Raw genomic sequence first — 21,564 nt, forward strand, 5'->3', positions numbered from 1 at the left:
ACATTTTCCACAGGTAGATCCCAGCTCTCACACAGCGTACAATGTGCCACTCTGAATAATTGAGCAGGCGATCATGGCAGACATTACGCTTATCAGCGGCAGTACCCTGGGCAGTGCGGAATATGTAGCGGAGCATCTGGCTGAAAAGCTGGAAGAGGCGGGCTACAGCACCGAAATCCAGCACGGTCCGTTGATCGAGGATCTGCAGGCCGAGGGGATCTGGTTAGTTATCTCCTCTACACATGGCGCGGGGGATATCCCTGATAATCTGCTGCCGTTCTATGAAGCGCTTCAGGAAAAGCAGGCAGACCTGTCCACCGTTCGTTTTGGCGCCATCGGCATCGGCAGCCGCGAATACGACACCTTCTGCGGCGCCATCGACAAAATCGACAGCGCATTGAAGGCATGTGGTGCACAACAGCTCGGCGAAACGCTGAAGATAAATGTCCTGGAACATGAAATTCCGGAAGATCCGGCTGAGATTTGGGTCGGATCCTGGAAAGATTTGCTCTAAGTTTTGTAAATATCGTTCGATCTTCTGTGGATAACTATACTTAAAAGCTCTGATCAACCGGTAGTTATCCAAAGTATAAGCCGTGGCTGCTTTTTGACCTGTGTATAACCCTTCATTTTGATCCCAGCTTATACGGAACAGGATCACCGATCATTCACAGATAGTGATCCTTCTTAAATATTTGATCTTAAACCGCAGATCGGGCTTATCCACAGAAAGGTTCGATCCTAATAAGAGATCACAGTAAAACAGATCTCTAAATAAAAGATCTTCTTTTTAATACTCAAGATCCCGGAGCTTTCTCGAAAGGCTAAAGTTGAGTAGAATCCACGGCCCGGGCTTCAATCTATTTTCAAACCGCTTTATGCGAGGCATACCACCATGTTTTATCAGGATCCTTTTGACGTCATCATCATTGGCGGGGGTCATGCAGGCACTGAGGCCGCGATGGCCGCAGCGCGGATGGGTCAGCAGACCCTGCTTTTGACACACAATATCGACACCCTGGGGCAGATGAGCTGCAACCCGGCGATTGGCGGCATTGGGAAAGGACACCTGGTAAAAGAAGTGGATGCGCTTGGCGGACTGATGGCGAAAGCGATCGACCAGGCAGGCATTCAGTTTAGGATACTAAACGCCAGCAAAGGCCCGGCGGTACGGGCGACGCGAGCTCAGGCAGACCGCGTGCTCTATCGTCAGGCGGTGCGCACGGCGTTGGAAAACCAGCCAAATCTGATGATCTTCCAGCAGGCGGTGGAGGATCTGATTGTCGAAAACGATCGGGTTGTCGGCGCCGTTACCCAGATGGGACTGAAATTCCGCGCTAAAGCGGTGGTCCTGACCGTCGGCACCTTCCTTGACGGCAAGATCCATATCGGGCTGGATAACTACAGCGGTGGCCGCGCAGGCGATCCGCCGTCGATCCCGCTTTCTCGCCGTTTACGTGAGCTGCCGCTGCGGGTCAGTCGCCTGAAAACCGGGACGCCGCCGCGTATTGACGCCCGTACCATCGATTTCAGCGTTCTGGCGCAGCAGCATGGTGATAATCCCATGCCGGTCTTCTCGTTCATGGGCAATGCGGCTCAGCATCCGCAGCAGGTACCGTGCTATATCACCCATACCAACGAGAAAACCCACGATGTGATCCGCAATAATCTCGATCGCAGCCCGATGTATGCCGGGGTGATTGAAGGGATCGGTCCGCGCTACTGCCCGTCGATCGAAGATAAAGTGATGCGCTTTGCCGATCGCAACCAGCACCAGATCTTCCTCGAGCCGGAAGGGCTGACCTCTAACGAAATTTATCCGAACGGTATCTCCACCAGCCTGCCGTTTGACGTACAAATGCAGATTGTTCGCTCAATGCAGGGTATGGAGAACGCCAGAATCGTTCGTCCAGGCTACGCTATTGAGTACGATTTCTTCGACCCGCGTGACCTGAAGCCGACGCTGGAAAGCAAATATATCCACGGTCTGTTCTTTGCCGGACAGATTAACGGTACCACCGGTTACGAAGAAGCCGCTGCTCAGGGACTGCTTGCCGGCCTGAACGCCAGTCGTTTCTCAGCGGAAAAAGAGGGCTGGGCGCCGGCGCGTTCAGAAGCCTACCTCGGTGTGCTGGTCGACGATCTGTGTACGCTGGGAACCAAAGAACCGTACCGGATGTTTACTTCACGCGCCGAATATCGTCTGATGCTGCGCGAAGATAATGCCGATCTGCGTCTGACGGAACAGGGGCGCGAACTGGGTCTGGTCGATGATGAACGCTGGGCGCGATTCAACGAGAAGCTGGAAAGCATTGAGCTTGAGCGTCAACGTCTGAAATCCACCTGGGTTTACCCGGCGGCAGACAGCGTGGAACAAGTCAATGCGCATCTGTCTGCGCCACTGTCTCGCGAAGCGAGCGGGGAAGATTTGCTCCGTCGTCCGGAAATGACCTATGAGCAGCTGGTTCAGCTGTCACCGTTCTCGCCGGGCCTGGAAGATGCGCAGGCTGCAGAGCAGGTTGAGATCCAGGTGAAGTACGAAGGATATATCGCTCGTCAGCAGGAAGAGATCGAAAGACAGCAGCGTAATGAGAATACGATCCTGCCGGCAACGCTTGATTATCGTCAGGTGATCGGGTTGTCGAATGAAGTGATTGCCAAGCTTAACGATCACAAACCGTCTTCAATCGGCCAGGCTTCGCGTATTTCCGGCATCACGCCAGCGGCGATTTCTATTTTGCTGGTCTGGTTGAAAAAGCAGGGGATGCTGCGCCGCAGCGCCTGATTGCCCCGACAGGCGGAATTTGGCGGATAGCAGGCTGCTTCTCCGCCCTTTTTGATTCACCGGCCCGGTAAGCGTCATCGCCTCCGGGCTCATTATTTCTGGACAGGTACTGAACGTGCTCAACAAACTTTCTCGTCTGCTGGCTGAGGCCGGTATTTCGCTCACCGATCACCAGAAAAACCAGCTGGTGGCCTATGTTGGCATGCTGGATAAGTGGAACAAAGCCTACAATCTGACTTCCGTTCGCGATCCGAATGAGATGCTGATTCGCCATATCCTCGATAGCATTGTTGTTGCGCCGTACCTGCAGGGAACGCGTTTTATCGACGTTGGAACAGGACCAGGGCTGCCGGGAATCCCGCTGGCGATAGTGCTCCCGCAAGCACATTTCACGCTGCTGGACAGCCTCGGCAAGCGCGTGCGTTTTCTTCGCCAGGTCCAGCATGAGTTAAAACTGGAGAATATCGCCCCGGTACAGAGCCGCGTGGAAGATTTCCCTGCAGAACCGCCGTTCGATGGCGTCATCAGCCGCGCATTTGCCTCGCTGAACGACATGGTCAGCTGGTGCCATCATCTGCCGTCAGAAACCGGCTGTTTCTATGCGTTGAAAGGAGTGGCTCAGGAAGATGAAATGGCAAATCTTCCCGAAGGATACACCGTCAGCGAGATTATCAGGTTGCATGTTCCTGCGCTGGAAGGGGAGCGTCACCTGGTGGTTATTAAGCCAAAAATGATTTAGTTTTTATCAAAAAATGTGAAAAAAATCAGACCGCCGCATGTTACAAAAATAAATGTCACTGCGCGCGATTCGCGGCGCCTTTTAACCATGTTTTTACCATGGGTTATCCCAGGGTTAACTTTGACGGTTGGTTTACTGGTAAAATAGTCAACATTGAAAATATCAGGACGCTAAAAATCGAGCGACTGGCAAGGCATACGGATGTTAAATATTTATTATAAATGTCAATAAAAGGTTTTCATTGTATGCGCGGTTGTTTTATAAAAACTGCTCATTTTTTATCTTTAATATCAAAAAGATGAAAACAGACAATTTATGAATGGAATTAATTCGCTTTACTCTAAAATGTTTAATATGTGATCTGGTGCACGCTTTAATCTCTGTGTTTTCTCAGTATTTGCAGTTTCGTATGACGGCTCACAGATTGGCAAAATGCAGGAAAAGTTGCCTGCTGGAAAATAATTAAACATTTATTCACTATTTTGCTACTTATTGTTTGAAATCACGGGGCGTCACCGTATAATTTGTCCGCTTTTTGATGCTTGACTCTTCGTCTTAAAGGACGTTTTATACGACACGCGACATACCTCGAAGGGAGCAGGAGTAAAAACGTGATGTCTGTGTCGCTCTTGAGTCGAAACGTTGCTCGTAAGCTTCTGTTTATTCAGTTACTGGCAGTAATAGCAAGTGGACTGCTGTTCAGCCTAAAAGACCCCTTCTGGGGCATCTCCGCAGTATGCGGGGGTTTGGCGGTTGTTTTGCCAAACATGTTGTTTATGATTTTTGCCTGGCGTCATCAGGCGCATACACCATCTAAAGGCCGTGTGGCCTGGACCTTCGCCTTCGGCGAAGCTTTTAAGGTGTTGCTGACCTTTGCCCTCCTCGCGGTGGCGCTGGCCGTATTCAAAGTGGTATTCATGCCGCTGATAGTGACGTGGGTTTTGGTGCTGGTGGTACAAATTCTGGCACCAGCTGTAATTAACAACAAAGGGTAAAAGGCATCATGGCTGCAGAAAATATGACGCCGCAGGATTACATAGGTCACCATCTGAAGAACCTTCAGATTGATCTGCGTACATTCTCGCTGGTGGATCCGCACAACCCCCCGGCCACCTTCTGGACGCTCAACATTGACTCCATGTTCTTCTCAGTGGTGCTCGGTCTGTTGTTCCTTACCATTTTCCGTAGCGTTGCCAAAAAAGCGACCAGCGGTGTTCCTGGTAAACTCCAGACGGCTATCGAGATGACCATCGGCTTCGTCCATGGCAGCGTCAAAGACATGTATCATGGCAAGAGCAAGCTGATTGCTCCGCTGGCCCTCACCGTGTTTGTCTGGGTATTCCTGATGAACCTGATGGACCTGCTGCCAATCGACCTGATTCCTTATATCGGTGAACACATTTTCGGCCTGCCTGCACTGCGCGTGGTTCCGTCTGCTGACGTGAACATCACCCTGTCGATGGCGCTTGGCGTGTTTATCCTGATTCTTTTCTACAGCATCAAAATGAAAGGCGTGGGTGGGTTCGTTAAAGAACTGACGCTGCAGCCGTTCAATCACTGGGCGTTCATTCCTGTCAACTTAATCCTTGAAGGGGTAAGCCTGCTGTCCAAACCGGTTTCACTGGGTCTGCGACTGTTCGGCAACATGTATGCCGGTGAGCTGATTTTCATTCTGATTGCTGGTCTGCTGCCGTGGTGGTCACAGTGGGTTCTGAATGTGCCATGGGCCATTTTCCACATCCTGATTATTACGCTGCAAGCCTTCATCTTCATGGTTCTGACGATCGTCTATCTGTCGATGGCATCTGAAGAGCATTGATTTTTACCAACATACTACGTTTTTACTGAAACAAACTGGAGACTGTCATGGAAAACCTGAATATGGATCTGCTGTACATGGCTGCCGCTGTGATGATGGGTCTGGCGGCGATCGGTGCTGCGATCGGTATCGGCATCCTCGGGGGCAAATTCCTGGAAGGCGCAGCGCGTCAACCGGATCTGATTCCTCTGCTGCGTACTCAGTTCTTTATCGTTATGGGTCTGGTGGATGCTATCCCGATGATCGCTGTAGGTCTGGGTCTGTACGTGATGTTTGCTGTCGCGTAGTAAGTTGTTCGAAAGAAACCTAAGCCACAGAGTTAATTTAAGAGGTATTGTGCTGTGAACATGAACGCAACAATCCTCGGCCAGGCCATCGCGTTTGTTCTTTTCGTATGGTTCTGCATGAAGTACGTATGGCCGCCTTTAATGGCTGCCATCGAAAAGCGTCAGAAAGAGATTTCCGACGGTTTGGCTTCTGCAGAACGCGCTAAGAAAGATTTGGACCTTGCACAGGCCAACGCGACCGACCAGCTGAAAAAAGCGAAAGCGGAAGCCCAGGTCATCATCGAGCAGGCGAACAAGCGTCGCGCTCAGATGCTGGACGAAGCTAAAGCTGAAGCAGAACAGGAACGCACCAAAATCGTCGCACAGGCGCAGGCTGAAATTGATGCCGAACGTAAACGTGCTCGCGAGGAGCTGCGTAAGCAGGTCGCAATCCTGGCTGTTGCTGGCGCCGAGAAGATCATCGAACGTTCCGTGGATGAAGCTGCTAACAGCGACATCGTGGACAAACTTGTCGCTGAACTGTAAGGAGGGAGGGGCTGATGTCTGAATTTGTAACGGTAGCTCGCCCCTACGCCAAAGCAGCTTTTGACTTTGCCGTCGAACACAAAAGTGTCGAACGCTGGCAGGATATGCTGGCGTTTGCTGCTGAAGTGACGAAAAACGAACAAATGGCAGAGCTTCTGTCCGGTGCTCTGGCGCCGGAAACGCTCTCTGACGCGTTCATTGCGGTATGCGGTGAGCAACTGGACGAAAATGGCCAGAACCTGATTCGGGTTATGGCTGAAAATGGTCGTCTGCAAGTGCTCCCGGATGTTCTTGAGCAGTTCATTCACCTGCGCGCTGCCAGTGAGGCAACCGCAGAGGTAGATGTTATTTCTGCCTCCCGGTTGAGTGAAGCACAGCTTGAGAAGATCGTCGGCGCGATGGAAAAACGTCTGTCACGCAAAGTTAAGCTGAATTGCAAAATCGATAAGTCTGTTATGGCAGGTGTTATCATCCGTGCGGGTGATATGGTCATTGATGGTAGCGTACGCGGCCGTCTTGATCGCCTTGCAGACGTCTTGCAGTCTTAAGGGGACTGGAGCATGCAACTGAATTCCACCGAAATCAGCGAACTGATCAAGCAGCGCATTGCTCAGTTCAATGTGGTGAGCGAAGCTCACAACGAAGGTACTATTGTTTCCGTCAGTGACGGTGTTATCCGCATCCACGGCCTGGCCGATTGTATGCAGGGTGAGATGATTTCCCTGCCGGGTAACCGTTACGCTATCGCACTGAACCTGGAGCGCGACTCCGTAGGTGCGGTGGTGATGGGTCCGTACGCCGACCTCGCCGAAGGCATGAAGGTTAAATGTACTGGCCGTATCCTTGAAGTTCCGGTTGGCCGCGGCCTGCTGGGTCGCGTGGTGAACACCCTGGGTGCGCCTATCGACGGTAAAGGTCCGGTTGAGCACGATGGCTTCTCGCCAATCGAAGTTATCGCTCCGGGCGTTATCGAACGTCAGTCCGTCGATCAGCCGGTACAGACCGGTTACAAATCCGTCGATGCCATGATTCCAATCGGCCGTGGCCAGCGTGAGCTGATCATCGGTGACCGTCAGACCGGTAAAACCGCGATGGCAATCGATGCGATCATCAACCAACGTGATTCCGGTATCAAGTGCGTCTACGTGGCTATCGGCCAGAAAGCGTCCACCATTTCTAACGTGGTGCGTAAACTGGAAGAACACGGCGCGCTGTCCAACACTATCGTTGTCGTGGCGACCGCTTCTGAATCTGCTGCACTGCAATACCTGGCACCGTATGCCGGTTGCGCAATGGGCGAATACTTCCGCGACCGCGGTGAAGATGCGCTGATCGTTTACGATGACCTGTCTAAACAGGCTGTTGCTTACCGTCAGGTTTCCCTGCTGCTCCGTCGTCCGCCAGGACGTGAAGCATTCCCGGGCGACGTGTTCTACCTCCACTCCCGTCTGCTGGAGCGCGCATCCCGCGTTAACGCGGAATACGTAGAGAAGTTCACCAACGGTGAAGTCAAAGGTAAAACCGGCTCCCTGACCGCGCTGCCGATTATCGAAACCCAGGCGGGTGACGTTTCTGCGTTCGTTCCGACCAACGTAATTTCCATTACCGATGGTCAGATCTTCCTGGAAACCAACCTGTTTAACTCTGGTATTCGTCCTGCGGTTAACCCGGGTATCTCCGTATCCCGTGTGGGTGGTGCTGCTCAGACCAAGATCATCAAGAAACTGTCCGGTGGTATCCGTACCGCGCTGGCGCAGTATCGTGAACTGGCTGCGTTCTCTCAGTTCGCATCCGATCTGGATGAAGCAACCCGTAAACAGCTGAGCCATGGTCAGAAAGTAACCGAGCTGCTGAAACAGAAACAGTATGCGCCGATGTCTGTAGCACAGCAGGGTCTGGTCCTGTTTGCTGCTGAACGCGGTTACCTCGAAGATGTGGAACTGGCGAAAATCGGTAGCTTCGAAGCCGCTCTGCTGGCTTACGTTGACCGTGACCACGCTCCGCTGATGCAAGAGATTAACCAGACCGGTGGCTATAACGACGAGATCGAAGGCAAGCTGAAAAGCATCCTCGACTCCTTTAAAGCAACCCAGTCCTGGTAAAGTCTGGCGGCTTGCCTTAGGGCAGGCCGCAAGGCATTGAGGAGAAGTTCATGGCCGGCGCAAAAGAGATACGTAGTAAGATCGCAAGCGTCCAGAACACGCAAAAGATCACTAAAGCGATGGAAATGGTCGCCGCTTCCAAAATGCGTAAATCGCAGGAGCGCATGGCGGCCAGCCGTCCTTATGCAGATACCATGCGCAAAGTGATTGGTCACCTTGCAAACGGTAATCTGGAATATAAGCACCCGTACCTGGAAGAACGCGACGTTAAACGCGTGGGCTACCTGGTGGTGTCGACCGACCGTGGTCTGTGCGGCGGCTTGAACATTAACCTGTTCAAGAAAGTGCTGGCAGATATGAAAGTATGGTCCGATAAAGGCGTTCAGTGCGACATCGCAATGATCGGCTCTAAAGGCGTATCTTTCTTTAGTTCCGTCGGCGGCAATATTGTCGCCCAGGTGACTGGCATGGGGGATAACCCATCGCTGTCCGAACTGATCGGCCCGGTAAAAGTGATGTTGCAGGCCTATGATGAAGGCCGTCTGGACAAGCTGTACGTTGTCAGCAACAAATTTATTAATACCATGTCCCAGACTCCGACCATCACTCAGCTGCTGCCGTTACCGGCATCAGAAGATGCTGAGCTGAAGCGTAAATCCTGGGATTATCTGTATGAGCCAGACCCGAAAGCGCTGCTGGATACCCTCCTGCGCCGTTATGTCGAGTCCCAGGTTTATCAGGGCGTGGTAGAAAACCTGGCCAGCGAGCAGGCCGCACGTATGGTGGCGATGAAAGCCGCAACCGATAATGGCGGCAGCCTGATTAAAGAGCTGCAGTTGGTATACAACAAAGCTCGTCAGGCCAGCATTACTCAGGAACTCACCGAGATCGTCGGTGGTGCATCCGCGGTATAACCAGGTTAATTCGTAGAGGATTCAAGATGGCTACTGGAAAAATTGTCCAGGTAATCGGCGCCGTGGTTGACGTCGAATTCCCTCAGGATGCCGTACCGCGCGTGTACGATGCTCTTGAGGTACAGAATGGTAATGAGAGCCTGGTGCTGGAAGTTCAGCAGCAGCTCGGCGGTGGTATCGTACGTGCTATCGCCATGGGTTCTTCTGACGGTCTGCGTCGTGGTCTGGAAGTTAAAGACCTTGAGCACCCGATCGAAGTCCCGGTTGGTAAAGCAACGCTGGGCCGTATCATGAACGTGCTGGGTCAGCCGATCGATATGAAAGGCGACATCGGCGAAGAAGAGCGTTGGGCTATTCACCGTGCAGCACCGTCCTATGAAGAGCTGTCCAGCTCTCAGGAACTGCTGGAAACCGGCATCAAAGTTATCGACCTGATGTGTCCGTTCGCTAAGGGCGGTAAAGTGGGTCTGTTCGGTGGTGCGGGCGTAGGTAAAACCGTAAACATGATGGAGCTTATCCGTAACATCGCGATCGAGCACTCCGGTTACTCCGTGTTTGCGGGCGTAGGTGAACGTACTCGTGAGGGTAACGACTTCTACCACGAAATGACCGACTCCAACGTTCTGGATAAAGTATCCCTGGTTTATGGCCAGATGAACGAGCCGCCGGGAAACCGTCTGCGCGTTGCGCTGACCGGCCTGACCATGGCTGAGAAATTCCGTGACGAAGGTCGTGACGTTCTGCTGTTCGTCGATAACATCTATCGTTATACCCTGGCCGGTACTGAAGTATCCGCACTGCTGGGTCGTATGCCTTCAGCGGTAGGTTATCAGCCGACCCTGGCGGAAGAGATGGGTGTTCTGCAGGAACGTATCACCTCCACCAAAACCGGTTCTATCACTTCCGTACAGGCCGTCTACGTCCCTGCGGATGACTTGACTGACCCGTCACCAGCCACCACCTTTGCGCACTTAGATGCAACCGTGGTACTGAGCCGTCAGATCGCGTCTCTGGGTATCTACCCGGCCGTTGACCCGCTGGACTCCACCAGCCGTCAGCTGGATCCGCTGGTTGTTGGTCAGGAACACTATGACACCGCGCGTGGCGTACAGTCCCTGCTGCAACGTTATCAGGAACTGAAAGACATCATCGCCATCCTCGGTATGGATGAACTGTCTGAAGAAGACAAACTGGTGGTAGCTCGCGCGCGTAAGATTCAGCGCTTCCTGTCCCAGCCGTTCTTCGTGGCAGAAGTATTTACCGGTTCTCCGGGCAAGTACGTCTCCCTGAAAGACACCATCCGTGGCTTTAAAGGCATCATGGAAGGCGAATACGATCACCTGCCAGAGCAGGCGTTCTACATGGTCGGTTCTATCGACGAAGCCGTGGAAAAAGCCAAAAAACTTTAACGCCTTAATCGGAGGGTGATATGGCAATGACTTACCACCTGGATGTCGTCAGCGCGGAGCAGCAAATGTTCTCCGGTCTGGTCGAGAAAATCCAGGTAACGGGTAGTGAAGGTGAACTGGGGATTTACCCAGGTCACGCACCGCTGCTCACCGCCATTAAGCCTGGTATGATTCGCATCGTTAAACAGCACGGTCATGAAGAGTTTATCTATCTGTCCGGCGGCATTCTTGAAGTGCAGCCTGGTAGCGTGACCGTTCTGGCTGATACGGCTATTCGTGGCCAGGATCTCGACGAAGCGCGAGCCCTGGAATCGAAGCGTAAAGCGGAAGAGCACATTAACAGCTCTCACGGCGACGTGGATTACGCTCAGGCGTCCGCGGAACTGGCCAAAGCGATCGCCAAACTGCGCGTTATCGAGTTGACCAAAAAAGCGATGTAACACCGGCTTGAAAGTTAAAAAGCCAGTCTGGTTTCCAGGCTGGCTTTTTTTATGCTTTCGTTTCAAACTCATCAAAACTAAAATGGTATTTTAATTTTTTGTGATTGACGTCTCATTTCTGTTGATCGGTTAAAAAATGAAGCGTAGACTTGTTTTTGTGATGTGTATCACAAAACGAATTTACCAGAACACATTCTTTATCCAGGAAGTCATCATGAAACTGCTTAACAAAATCATCGCTTTCTTCAGTGCTATGAACGTCACTTTCGGTACCTTCAATCACTAAGTCGCCAGCCGCTCTGCATTTGCGCTGTACCGCTAACGACAACGACAACACATGCGGTGTGAAGCAGAACGAAAAAGGTCGCCCGGGGGCGGCCTTTGTGTTTTTCTCTGCCGGATAAAGCGCACTCATTAACGACGGTTGAGAAAATCTCCGCTGGCAAAACTGCCATCGGCATGACGCAGCAGCGGATCCGGCAGCGTCAGGGACTGGTAATCGGCGCTCTGTATGGTTTTCCCCTCAGCGTTAACGCTTTTCCCCTCGCGAATAAAGTAGTTGTTGTCTGCTATATTGCCGACCACGGCATCATCATATTTTCCCGGCTGGCTGCGCAGTGACAGATTGTTGCTGAAGACCCCTTGAGTCTCTGGCTTACCGTAAGGGCTGGGGCGGAAGAGATAGTTAAAGCGCAGGTTATCTACCGCGACGTTATTGGCCACCACCAGCTTGCCGGGATTGAAATTATCCGTGAACCCGTCAAGATGGTTGCCGATGGCAATGCTGTGACGTATTTCGTGGGCAACCGGCTGCCCTTCCCCACCGAGTTTAAAACCGTTACTGGTGTTATTGCGGGCAATTGAATTCTCGATCACCACAACACCGTTGGCACCGTCTTCGATTTTGTTAAACAGGTCGAATCCGTCATCGATATTGTCGTGTGAGTAGCAGCCTTGCAGGCGATTACCTTCCCCTACCCGCATTTTTACGGCGAAGCCATCGGCGTTAATCTTACCGGGATCCTCATTGCCGTAGGATTCTGAGTTCACGACCCGGTTGTAGCTGGCCCACAGCGGGCGACCAGTTTTGTCCGGGGAGGAGATCTGGATCCCGGTATCCTCGTTTTTGTAGGCGGTGACGTTCTCGATCAGGTTATGGCTGCCCTGGATGCGCAGGCTGTTGTCTGTTATTGAGATACCCTTGATATGCCAGTAGTTCGCATCCAGCAGCAGGCCATGAATAACCGCCTTGTCGTCGGCCAGCAGCGTTTTTACCTTTTCTCTGAGCCCGCTGGCCGGCAGCGGAATCACCGTTTGCGGATAATCCCCGGCGGCTAAGATAATCTTTCCGCCCGGAGGCAACAAATCGAGCGCGGTGGAGAGGTCGAGCGGAGAATCAAGCGTCCCTTTGGCGTCAGTCTGACCTTCAGGAGAGACATGCAGCGTATTCCCTTCAACGCGGGAGCTGCGTTCAACCGTCAGGCTTTGCGTAATGGGTTTTTGGCTACTGGCGGGAGTAAAAACAATCTCGAAGGTACTTTTCTCTTTGAGCGTCGCGGGCTGCGTAAACATCGCGCCAGCCTTGACCTTTTTATTTATCCCAAGCGTCACCTCGTCCTGACGAACCGTGAAATCGCCATCGGCGCTGGCCCGCGCCTGCAATACGTAATCTGCGCTCTGGCTTTTTGCGCCCGAGGCGATTTGCATCACGACCGGCCAGGTTTTGGCAACATAGGGCTGTGAAGCAACGGTATTCGCCGGGGATGTCACCAGAGATGCATGGCTGACGGTGATTCTGGCATTACGTGAGGCAAAAAAGCCAACGTAGTAGCTGTCTTTATCCTGTTGGGTTATCAGATCGGCATGAGGCACTGTTTGGCTTACCCACTTATCACTGCCGACCGGGGCCCATGATGTCACAAATCCCTCATTGGTACGTTCGAGTCTGAGCTGGAAGTCCGGTGTCTGCTTAAGATCGATATTCTCTTTATAGCTCAGCCGGTTGATAGTCGAGCCTGGGTTTCCCCAGGGGCGAGTGATCCCTTCCCGGGCGATAGCCTGGAGTTTGACGTGCGAGCGATCTTTTTTATCCTGAGTCATAATCGCGTTCATGACCATATTGGATGCCGCCGGAAACTCTTCGTAGCCAACCACCAAAGGTTGCTGCCGCGGTTGGCCGAGAACATCGCGAACCAACAGCCCTGCACCCTCTTGTGCTGCCGGAAGGGCGCTATTTTCCGGACCAAATTGCTCCACCGTCACCGTGGCTTGCAGGATGAAATTCTGCCGGGCCGGAAGTTCAGTATAAAAGAAGGTCAGACCGTCATGGGAGTTGGCGATTTTTCCACCCCGACTCTCAAGCGTGACGGGGGCCTGGAGGTTGGCAGTATCCTGCGGAGCCAGTTTTTTTCCTGCTATCGTTACGTCGTTAACGCCGATCTTTTCCGGCAGCACGTTGGAGGAAAAATTCACGTCAGTTGATTGACCAAAAGCGATGCTTCGCCAGACATGCTGCTCGTCAGCCTGCAGCGGTAATGCGATAATTGTGCTGCAAAGGGCTAATGCCAAAGGTATTTTTTTATTCATTTTTGTCTCCTGGGTAATTATTGAGCAGTATTATCATAATAATGAAATGGCGTTTCTATTTGACGCGTCACAATTAATGAATATTGAAACCATGTTTTATTTTATTGCTTTGCTTTATTCAGGTGTCAAAAAAACAGGAAAAGCAGTGGGATAGCAGGCATTTATCTCCCGTATGTGGTTTTTCAGGAGATAAACTGATTTGCAGTGGTGAAAAATAGCGCCATAAAATGGTGTATAGCGTTGAGCCAGGGCGGTTTATCCTCGTCTCGTTTCATGATGAAAAATATGTAGATATTTCAACGTGAAAGGCTTTTACTTTTCGTTCTAATCGTTGTCAGGATGCGTATGTCAAACAGTGCGATGAGCGTGGTTATCCTTGCCGCAGGCAAAGGGACCCGCATGTATTCCGATCTTCCTAAGGTGCTGCACTCCCTGGCCGGGAAGCCAATGGTGCAGCATGTTATTGATGCAACTAAAGATCTCGGTGCTTCGGCCGTACATCTGGTGTACGGGCACGGTGGCGATCTGCTGCGCCAGACGCTGCATGAAGATAATCTTAACTGGGTCTTACAAGCTGAACAGCTCGGTACCGGTCATGCCATGCAACAGGCGGCGCCGTTCTTCCGTGATGATGAAGACATCATGATGCTGTACGGCGATGTTCCGCTGATTTCCGTTGATACGCTACAACGCCTGCGTGCGGCGAAGCCGCAGGGCGGTATTGGCCTGCTGACGGTGAAACTGGACGATCCGAGCGGATATGGTCGCATTACCCGTGAAAATGGCCAGGTTACCGGCATCGTTGAGCATAAAGATGCCAGCGATGCGCAGCGTCAGATTCAGGAAATTAACACCGGAATTTTGATCGCGGGTGGGGCGGATTTAAAACGCTGGCTGGCGAAGCTAACGAACAACAATGTGCAGGGCGAATACTACATCACTGATATTATCGCCATGGCGTATCAGGAAGGGCGTGAAATCGTTGCCGTTCATCCGCAGCGCTTAAGCGAAGTTGAAGGGGTAAACAACCGCCTGCAGCTGTCGCGTCTGGAGCGCGTTTATCAAGCCAAACAGGCGGAAAAACTGCTGCTGGCGGGCGTGATGCTGCGCGATCCGGCGCGTTTCGATCTCCGCGGTACCCTGAAACATGGGCGCGATGTAGAGATTGATACTAACGTTATCCTCGAAGGAAACGTGGTACTGGGCGAGCGCGTGAAGATAGGCGCCGGCTGCGTGATCAAAAACAGCACCATTGGCGATGACTGTGAGATAAGCCCGTATTCGGTGGTGGAAGATGCTCATTTGCAGGCCGCCTGCACCATCGGGCCGTTCGCGCGCCTGCGTCCAGGTGCTGAACTGCTGGAAGGCGCGCATGTCGGCAACTTCGTAGAAATGAAAAAAGCGCGGCTGGGTAAAGGTTCGAAAGCCGGGCATCTCTCGTATCTCGGCGACGCGGAAATCGGCGACAATGTGAATATCGGCGCCGGTACCATTACCTGTAACTACGATGGGGCGAATAAATTTAAAACCATCATCGGCGACGATGTGTTTGTCGGTTCCGACACCCAACTGGTGGCGCCGGTGACCGTGGGTAAAGGTGCCACGATTGCCGCCGGTACGACGGTCACGCGCGATATTGCCGACAACGAACTGGTTTTAAGCCGTGTGCCGCAGGTCCATAAACAGGGCTGGCAGCGTCCGGTGAAGAAGAAGTAATTTTTGGATTGTCGCCGGGGGGAGACCGCCCGGCGAACCAGGATGAGAGGATCAATACAGGTCCCCGTCCGCAGGCAGGACCATAAAAATAACCCCACTCTCTACAAGGCTCGGGGCGCCCGTAATGCGGGCAAATACAGGTCAGCGACAACGCATGGCATAACGCCATTATCAGGAAATTTAACTATGTGTGGAATTGTTGGCGCAGTCGCGCAGCGTGATATTGCTGAAATCCTTCTCGAAGGTTTACGTCGTCTTGAATACCGTGGATATGACTCTGCCGGTCTGGCAGTGGTTGATAACGCCGGGCATATGTCCCGCGTTCGTCGTCTCGGTAAAGTCCAGATGCTGGCTCAGGCGGTAGAAGAGCACCCGTTACACGGTGGTACGGGCATTGCCCATACCCGCTGGGCAACGCACGGTGAGCCGTCTGAAGGTAACGCGCATCCGCATGTTTCTGAACACATTGTGGTGGTCCATAACGGTATCATCGAAAACCACGAGCCGCTGCGTGAACTCCTGCAGTCCCGCGGCTATGTCTTTGCCTCTGAGACCGACACCGAGGTGATTGCTCACCTGGTAAACTGGGAGCAGAAGCAAGGCGGCACGCTGCGTGACGCCGTTCTGCGGACTATTCCACAGCTGCGCGGTGCTTATGGCACGGTGATTATGGATGCCCGCGATCCGGGAACTCTGCTGGCTGCGCGTTCTGGTAGCCCGCTGGTTATCGGTCTGGGAATGGGGGAAAACTTCATTGCTTCCGATCAGCTGGCGCTGCTGCCGGTGACCCGCCGCTTTATCTTCCTCGAAGAGGGCGATATTGCCGAAGTGACCCGCCGCTCCGTGGTGATTTTTGATAAGTCTGGCGCGGAAGTAAAACGTCCGGATATCGAATCCAACCAGCAATATGATGCGGGCGATAAAGGTATTTATCGCCACTATATGCAAAAAGAGATTTACGAACAGCCGAATGCTATCAAAAACACCCTCACCGGGCGTATCAACCATGGTGAAGTGGATCTCAGCGAGCTGGGCGCGCATGCTAACGAGATGCTGTCTCAGGTTGAACACATCCAGATCGTGGCCTGCGGTACCTCGTATAACTCCGGCATGGTTTCTCGTTACTGGTTTGAAGCGCTGGCGGGCGTACCGTGCGATGTTGAAATCGCCTCTGAATTCCGCTATCGCAAATCGGCGGTGCGTCGCAACAGCCTGATGATCACGCTTTCCCAGTCCGGTGAGACTGCGGATACGCTGGCCGCGCTGCGTCTGTCAAAAGAGCTGGGCTATCTGGGATCGCTGGCTATTTGTAACGTGGCGAGTTCTTCTCTGGTCCGCGAGTCCGATTTGTCGCTGATGACCAAAGCGGGCACTGAGATCGGCGTAGCCTCGACCAAAGCCTTTACCACTCAGCTGACCGTATTGCTGCTGCTGGTGGCAAAACTGGCGCGTCTTAAAGGTCTGGATGCCGCCGTTGAGCATGATATCGTGCATGGGCTGCAGGCGTTGCCGAGCCGTATTGAGCAGATGCTGTCGCAGGATAAGCGTATTGAAGCGTTGGCTGAGAACTTCTCCGATAAGCACCATGCGCTGTTCCTTGGCCGTGGCGATCAGTATCCGATCGCGCTGGAAGGGGCGCTGAAGCTGAAAGAGATCTCTTATATCCACGCGGAAGCCTACGCGGCCGGTGAGCTGAAGCACGGCCCTCTGGCCCTGATTGACGCCGAAATGCCGGTGATCGTCGTGGCACCGAATAACGAATTGCTGGAGAAGCTGAAATCCAACATTGAAGAAGTTCGCGCGCGCGGCGGCCAGCTGTATGTCTTTGCCGATGGCGAGGCGGGTTTCAACAGCAGCGACAATATGCACATTATTGAAATGCCGCATGTTGAAGAGGTGATTGCGCCGATCTTCTACACCGTGCCGCTACAGCTGCTGGCCTATCACGTTGCGCTGATTAAAGGCACTGACGTTGACCAGCCGCGTAATCTGGCAAAATCAGTCACCGTAGAATAAGCCAATACCTATCGTATAAGGGCTGCCATCCGGCGGCCCTTTTTGGCTTCTGGCGATCGCTTTTGTACCGCTCTGGCGGAAAAGGGTTGATGACAAACCGTCATCTTCGGCTACGATTTTTAGTGTCATAAAAAGAAAATTTTTCTGCAATCCTGCGGTCACTTAAATAAGTAACGCTATGATTAATATTGTTTTTATTTTCATCACTCCGCTGTCTTTTTGGGTGTCATAAAACTGTAATAATTCGTACATTTTACTGTCACCTCTTTGTCCTATTTTGCTCACCATAGCCTCGAAACAACGATTTACGAATCCAGCAGGAGACATTATGAACGTTATGCGTACCACCGTCGCAACAGTTGTCGCCGCGACCTTATCGATGAGCGCTTTCTCTGCATTTGCAGCTGCAAGCCTGACTGGCGCGGGCGCAACTTTCCCTGCACCGGTGTATGCCAAATGGGCTGATACCTATCAGAAAGAAACCGGCAATAAAGTGAACTACCAGGGCATTGGCTCTTCCGGTGGTGTAAAACAAATTATTGCTAACACCGTTGATTTCGGTGCTTCTGATGCTCCTCTGGCCGATGACAAACTGGCTCAGGAAGGCCTGTTCCAGTTCCCGACCGTGATTGGCGGCGTGGTTCTGGCAATCAACCTGCCTGGCGTGAAGTCGGGTGAGCTGGTTCTGGACGGTAAAACCCTGGGGGATATCTACCTCGGCAAAATTAAAAAATGGGATGACGAAGCGATCGCTAAACTCAACCCGGGCATGAAGCTGCCGTCTCAGAATATCGCCGTGGTTCGTCGCGCCGATGGTTCCGGTACTTCCTTCGTGTTCACCAGCTACCTGGCGAAAGTGAACGAAGAGTGGAAATCTAAGGTTGGTGCGGGTTCTACCGTAAACTGGCCGACCGGTCTGGGCGGTAAAGGTAACGACGGTATCGCCGCTTTCGTTCAACGTCTGCCGGGCTCCATTGGCTACGTAGAATACGCTTATGCTAAGCAGAACAACCTGGCCTACACCAAACTGCTTTCCGCAGATGGCAAGCCGGTCAGCCCGACTGAAGATAACTTCGCTAACGCGGCTAAAGGTATCGACTGGAGCAAATCCTTCGCACAGGATCTGACTAACCAGAAAGGTGAGAAAGCATGGCCGATCACCTCAACCACCTTTATCCTGGTGCACAAAGCTGCGACCAAACCAGAACAGACTGCTGAAGTGCTGAAGTTCTTCGACTGGGCGTACAAACACGGCGGTAAAGAAGCTAACGCTCTGGATTACGCAACGCTGCCGGAAAGCGTGGTTCAGCAGGTTCGCGCTGCATGGAAAACCAACGTGAAAGACAGCAGCGGTAAAGCACTGTACTAAATACCCGTCATACTTTGAGCCGCAGCTGCCTTGGCTGCACTTGCTTACCCCAGTGACATAGTGAATCTATGCTCCTGGGGATTCACAAGCTTGCTGCAACTCGAATTATTTAGGGTATAGCATTACGTTAGCCTGGAGGCTCGATAAAATGCGCGCTTCCAGGCCCAAACAGAAAGAGTAACTTATGGCTGCAACCAAGCCGGCATTTAACCCTCCGGGGAAAAAGGGTGACATAATTTTCGGCGTGCTGGTTAAACTGGCGGCGCTGATTGTGCTATTGATGCTGGGCGGCATCATCGTTTCCCTCATTATCTCTTCATGGCCAAGCATTCAGAAGTTTGGTTTTTCCTTTTTGTGGACCAAAGAGTGGGATGCGCCCAACGAGATTTTCGGTGCGCTGGTGCCTATCTACGGGACGCTGGTCACTTCATTTATTGCGCTACTGATCGCCGTTCCGGTGAGTTTTGGTATCGCGCTGTTCCTGACGGAACTCTCCCCTGCCTGGCTGAAACGCCCTCTTGGCATCGCCATTGAACTGCTGGCGGCTATCCCTAGTATCGTTTACGGCATGTGGGGCCTGTTTATCTTTGCTCCGCTTTTTGCCACCTACTTCCAGGAACCGGTGGGCAACATCTTGTCGACGATTCCGTTTGTGGGCGCGCTGTTTGCCGGTCCGGCATTTGGCATCGGGATTCTGGCGGCGGGCGTCATTCTGGCCATCATGATTATTCCGTACATCGCCGCCGTTATGCGCGATGTCTTTGAACAAACGCCGGTGATGATGAAAGAGTCGGCCTACGGTATCGGCTGTACGACCTGGGAGGTCATCTGGCGTATCGTTCTGCCGTTTACCAGGAACGGGGTTATCGGCGGCGTGATGCTCGGTCTGGGGCGCGCGCTGGGTGAAACGATGGCGGTAACCTTTATTATCGGCAACACCTACCAGCTGGATAGCGCTTCGCTGTATATGCCGGGGAACAGTATTACTTCCGCGCTGGCGAATGAGTTTGCCGAAGCGGAAACCGGCCTGCACGTGGCGGCACTGATGGAGCTGGGGCTGATTCTGTTCGTTATCACCTTTATTGTTCTGGCAGCGTCTAAATTGATGATTATGCGCCTCGCTAAGAATGAGGGGGCACGCTAATGGCAACGATCGAATTGCAAACGACCGCTGAGCTGGCGGAGTCCCGCCGTAAAATGCAGGCTAAACGCCGGCTGAAGAACCGTATCGCCCTGACGCTTTCCATGGCGACGATGGCGTTTGGTCTGTTCTGGCTGGTGTGGATCCTGATGGCCACCATTACGCGCGGCTTCGATGGAATGTCGCTGGCGTTGTTCACTGAAATGACCCCGCCGCCGAACACCGCGGGCGGTGGTCTGGCGAATGCCCTCGCCGGTAGCGGCCTGTTGATCCTGTGGTCGACGATTTTCGGTACGCCGCTGGGTATTATGGCGGGCATTTATCTGGCGGAATACGGGCGTAAGTCTGTGCTGGCGGAAGTGATTCGGTTTATTAACGATATCCTGCTTTCCGCGCCATCCATCGTGGTCGGCCTGTTCGTCTACACCATCGTGGTGGCGCAGATGCAGCACTTTTCCGGCTGGGCTGGGGTTATCGCCCTGGCGCTGCTGCAGGTGCCTATCGTGATTCGTACCACCGAAAATATGCTGAAACTGGTGCCGGACAGCCTGCGTGAAGCGGCCTATGCGCTGGGCACGCCGAAGTGGAGAATGATTTCTGCGATCACCCTGAAGGCCTCGGTTTCCGGCATCATGACGGGGATCCTGTTGGCTATCGCACGTATTGCCGGGGAAACGGCGCCGCTGCTGTTCACCGCGCTCTCCAACCAGTTCTGGAGCACCGATATGATGCAGCCGATTGCCAATCTGCCGGTGACCATTTTCAAATTTGCCATGAGTCCGTTCGCGGAGTGGCAGCAACTGGCATGGGCCGGGGTACTGATTATCACCCTGTGCGTATTGCTGCTGAACATTCTGGCGCGCGTGGTTTTCGCGAAGAATAAACACGGTTAATTTTTGCGGCGCGGCGAAATGCGGCGCCGAATGAGGAAGAGATTGATGAGTATGGCGAATGCGACCCCGGGTAAACTTTCAGTTCGTAATCTGAACTTCTACTACGGAAAATTCCATGCCCTGAAAAACATCAACCTGGATATCACCAAAAACCAGGTTACGGCGTTTATCGGCCCGTCAGGCTGCGGTAAATCGACCCTGCTGCGCACGTTCAACAAAATGTTCGAGCTCTACCCGGAGCAGCGCGCGGAAGGCGAAATCCTGCTGGATGGCGATAACATCCTGACCAATACTCAGGATATCGCTCTGCTGCGTGCCAAAGTCGGCATGGTATTCCAGAAGCCGACGCCATTCCCGATGTCGATTTATGACAATATCGCCTTTGGCGTTCGTCTGTTTGAAAAGCTGTCGCGTGCCGATATGGACGAGCGCGTGCAGTGGGCTTTGACCAAAGCCGCATTATGGAACGAAACCAAAGATAAACTGCATCAGAGCGGATATTCTCTCTCCGGCGGTCAGCAGCAGCGCCTGTGCATCGCGCGCGGCATCGCGATTCGCCCGGAAGTGCTGTTACTCGATGAGCCGTGTTCAGCGCTGGACCCGATCTCCACCGGACGCATTGAAGAGTTGATCACCGAACTGAAACAGGATTACACCGTCGTTATCGTTACCCACAACATGCAGCAGGCTGCGCGTTGTTCAGACCATACGGCATTTATGTATCTTGGCGAGCTGATTGAGTTCAGTAACACGGACGATCTGTTTACTAAGCCCGCGAAGAAACAAACTGAAGATTATATTACTGGCCGCTACGGTTGATTGC

General features: G+C 52.8%; 19 protein-coding genes. 18 read left to right on the plus strand and 1 reads right to left on the minus strand.

The annotated features are described in order from the left end of the window. Positions 1 to 73: 73 nt before the first annotated feature. The 12 genes from mioC (at position 74) to Electrica_RS25060 (ending at position 11,020) form a co-directional block, all read left to right on the plus strand. Entirely contained in the window at positions 74 to 514 is a 441-nt protein-coding gene (gene mioC, locus Electrica_RS25005) for an FMN-binding protein MioC (protein WP_131050135.1), read from the plus strand. Positions 515 to 895: 381 nt separating this feature from the next. Next, the gene (gene mnmG / locus Electrica_RS25010) at positions 896 to 2,785 is read left to right on the plus strand and encodes a tRNA uridine-5-carboxymethylaminomethyl(34) synthesis enzyme MnmG (protein ID WP_142255818.1); all 1,890 of its coding nucleotides are present in this window, start codon (positions 896 to 898) and stop codon (positions 2,783 to 2,785) included. 115 nt (positions 2,786 to 2,900) lie between these two features. After that, positions 2,901 to 3,524: a 16S rRNA (guanine(527)-N(7))-methyltransferase RsmG gene (rsmG, locus tag Electrica_RS25015; RefSeq protein WP_131050136.1), complete on the plus strand. Its 624-nt coding sequence runs from the start codon at positions 2,901 to 2,903 to the stop codon at positions 3,522 to 3,524. 614 nt (positions 3,525 to 4,138) lie between these two features. Continuing rightward, positions 4,139 to 4,519 carry a F0F1 ATP synthase subunit I gene (gene atpI / locus Electrica_RS25020; protein ID WP_131050137.1) on the plus strand — a complete coding sequence of 127 codons (381 nt, stop codon included), beginning with the start codon at positions 4,139 to 4,141 and terminating at the stop codon, positions 4,517 to 4,519. An 8-nt stretch (positions 4,520 to 4,527) separates the two neighbouring features. Beyond that, positions 4,528 to 5,343, plus strand: coding sequence for a F0F1 ATP synthase subunit A (gene atpB, locus Electrica_RS25025; protein ID WP_131050138.1), 816 nt, complete (start codon positions 4,528 to 4,530; stop codon positions 5,341 to 5,343). 47 nt (positions 5,344 to 5,390) lie between these two features. After that, the gene (atpE, locus tag Electrica_RS25030; RefSeq protein ID WP_000429386.1) at positions 5,391 to 5,630 is read left to right on the plus strand and encodes a F0F1 ATP synthase subunit C; all 240 of its coding nucleotides are present in this window, start codon (positions 5,391 to 5,393) and stop codon (positions 5,628 to 5,630) included. A gap of 54 nt (positions 5,631 to 5,684) precedes the next feature. Next, on the plus strand, positions 5,685 to 6,155 hold the full coding sequence (atpF, locus tag Electrica_RS25035; protein WP_100684573.1) for a F0F1 ATP synthase subunit B: 471 nt from the start codon (positions 5,685 to 5,687) through the stop codon (positions 6,153 to 6,155). A gap of 14 nt (positions 6,156 to 6,169) precedes the next feature. Beyond that, positions 6,170 to 6,703, plus strand: a complete 534-nt coding sequence (gene atpH / locus Electrica_RS25040; RefSeq protein WP_100684574.1) for a F0F1 ATP synthase subunit delta — start codon at positions 6,170 to 6,172, stop codon at positions 6,701 to 6,703. Positions 6,704 to 6,715: 12 nt separating this feature from the next. Next, positions 6,716 to 8,257 (plus strand): F0F1 ATP synthase subunit alpha, encoded by a 1,542-nt coding sequence (atpA, locus tag Electrica_RS25045; RefSeq protein WP_100684575.1) that lies wholly within the window; start codon positions 6,716 to 6,718, stop codon positions 8,255 to 8,257. A gap of 50 nt (positions 8,258 to 8,307) precedes the next feature. Then, on the plus strand, positions 8,308 to 9,171 hold the full coding sequence (gene atpG, locus Electrica_RS25050) for a F0F1 ATP synthase subunit gamma (RefSeq protein WP_004869218.1): 864 nt from the start codon (positions 8,308 to 8,310) through the stop codon (positions 9,169 to 9,171). A gap of 26 nt (positions 9,172 to 9,197) precedes the next feature. After that, positions 9,198 to 10,580 (plus strand): F0F1 ATP synthase subunit beta, encoded by a 1,383-nt coding sequence (gene atpD, locus Electrica_RS25055; protein ID WP_004869217.1) that lies wholly within the window; start codon positions 9,198 to 9,200, stop codon positions 10,578 to 10,580. Positions 10,581 to 10,600: 20 nt separating this feature from the next. Then, entirely contained in the window at positions 10,601 to 11,020 is a 420-nt protein-coding gene (locus Electrica_RS25060) for a F0F1 ATP synthase subunit epsilon (RefSeq protein ID WP_004869216.1), read from the plus strand. 414 nt (positions 11,021 to 11,434) lie between these two features. On the opposite strand, the gene Electrica_RS25065 is transcribed toward Electrica_RS25060, so the two are convergent. Then, positions 11,435 to 13,606: a right-handed parallel beta-helix repeat-containing protein gene (locus Electrica_RS25065; RefSeq protein WP_142255819.1), complete on the minus strand. Its 2,172-nt coding sequence runs from the start codon at positions 13,604 to 13,606 to the stop codon at positions 11,435 to 11,437. A 345-nt stretch (positions 13,607 to 13,951) separates the two neighbouring features. Between Electrica_RS25065 and glmU the strand changes: the two genes are divergently transcribed. The 6 genes from glmU (at position 13,952) to pstB (ending at position 21,560) form a co-directional block, all read left to right on the plus strand. Then, entirely contained in the window at positions 13,952 to 15,322 is a 1,371-nt protein-coding gene (gene glmU, locus Electrica_RS25070; protein WP_142255820.1) for a bifunctional UDP-N-acetylglucosamine diphosphorylase/glucosamine-1-phosphate N-acetyltransferase GlmU, read from the plus strand. Positions 15,323 to 15,508: 186 nt separating this feature from the next. Then, positions 15,509 to 17,338, plus strand: a complete 1,830-nt coding sequence (gene glmS / locus Electrica_RS25075; RefSeq protein WP_100684579.1) for a glutamine--fructose-6-phosphate transaminase (isomerizing) — start codon at positions 15,509 to 15,511, stop codon at positions 17,336 to 17,338. Positions 17,339 to 17,666: 328 nt separating this feature from the next. Continuing rightward, positions 17,667 to 18,707, plus strand: coding sequence for a phosphate ABC transporter substrate-binding protein PstS (gene pstS, locus Electrica_RS25080; RefSeq protein ID WP_131050140.1), 1,041 nt, complete (start codon positions 17,667 to 17,669; stop codon positions 18,705 to 18,707). 184 nt (positions 18,708 to 18,891) lie between these two features. Next, complete coding sequence (gene pstC, locus Electrica_RS25085) at positions 18,892 to 19,851, plus strand: phosphate ABC transporter permease PstC (protein ID WP_100684581.1); 960 nt, start codon at positions 18,892 to 18,894, stop codon at positions 19,849 to 19,851. Then, positions 19,851 to 20,741: a phosphate ABC transporter permease PstA gene (gene pstA / locus Electrica_RS25090; protein WP_100684582.1), complete on the plus strand. Its 891-nt coding sequence runs from the start codon at positions 19,851 to 19,853 to the stop codon at positions 20,739 to 20,741. Before pstC ends, pstA begins: the two co-directional genes overlap by 1 nt. A gap of 45 nt (positions 20,742 to 20,786) precedes the next feature. Then, the gene (gene pstB, locus Electrica_RS25095) at positions 20,787 to 21,560 is read left to right on the plus strand and encodes a phosphate ABC transporter ATP-binding protein PstB (protein WP_004869200.1); all 774 of its coding nucleotides are present in this window, start codon (positions 20,787 to 20,789) and stop codon (positions 21,558 to 21,560) included. Positions 21,561 to 21,564: the final 4 nt, after the last annotated feature.

This window comes from Klebsiella electrica (assembly GCF_006711645.1).
GTDB classification, from domain to species: domain Bacteria; phylum Pseudomonadota; class Gammaproteobacteria; order Enterobacterales; family Enterobacteriaceae; genus Klebsiella; species Klebsiella electrica.